This is a genomic window from Oleiphilus sp. HI0043, assembly GCF_001634935.1.
Map to the genome: position 1 here is coordinate 1 of NZ_LWEY01000168.1, position 1,001 is coordinate 1,001.

Below are 1,001 nucleotides of genomic sequence, written 5' to 3' on the forward strand. Positions count from 1 at the left end.
ACAAGTATGCAAATTGGTGGTGTTTCATTTACGATTGAAGAAGCTGCTACGATCGGTATTATCGGTGGTGCAGATGGACCTACTTCTATCTTCGTATCAAGTGTACTAGCACCGCACCTATTGGGCGCGATTGCTGTCGCAGCTTATTCGTATATGGCGCTTGTTCCTGTTATTCAGCCTCCTATTATGAATGCTTTGACTACTCCTGAAGAGCGTAAGATTGAGATGGTTCAGCTTCGTACAGTTAATCAATTGGAAAAAATTCTTTTCCCGATTATTGTATTGATTCTGGTTGCACTTTGTCTTCCTGATGCTGCGCCTCTTTTGGGTATGTTCTGTCTTGGTAACTTGATGAAAGAGTCGGGCGTTGTGGACCGTCTTTCTGATACAGCCCAGAATGCTTTGATTAACATCGTAACTATTTTCTTAGGCCTTTCTGTTGGTTCTAAATTAAGTGCAGACAAATTCCTTGATTTTCAAACGCTGGGTATTTTGTTCTTGGGTATGGCTGCATTTGCAGTAGGTACCGGTACTGGTGTAATCATGGCTAAGTTGATGAACGTATTTAGTACTAACAAAGTTAACCCTCTGATTGGATCTGCTGGTGTATCAGCTGTTCCAATGGCTGCTCGTGTATCGAATAAGGTTGGTCTGGATAATAATCCTCAGAATTTCTTGTTGATGCATGCGATGGGGCCAAACGTAGCAGGTGTTATCGGTTCTGCAGTTGCTGCGGGCGTTATGATCAAGTTCTTAGGCTAGGAAGCCAGTAGTACTACTATAGAAACCCCGGCTTGTGCTGGGGTTTTTTTATTTGTGGGGCTAAGATAATAACTGTGAGATATCTTTTTATTGTTAACAGGGTTGTAGCTATAGATGGTTGAGAAAAAGCTAAGATTGCTAGATAAAGTTTTTTTATCTGTTCTTAATGGTGTGGAGCAGTTTGCTTTTTCGGAGAACTTTAATATCTCAAACTTGAGTTCATTCGATGAAATCTTTCA

The 1,001-nt window shown here is 41.0% G+C and carries 1 protein-coding gene; it reads left to right on the plus strand.

Annotated elements, in window-relative coordinates; translation table 11 throughout:
• Positions 1–762: sodium ion-translocating decarboxylase subunit beta (locus A3729_RS03095; protein ID WP_156497604.1), on the plus strand; the 762-nt coding region annotated here is incomplete at its 5' end.
• Between the last annotated feature and the right edge of the window lie 239 nt (positions 763–1,001).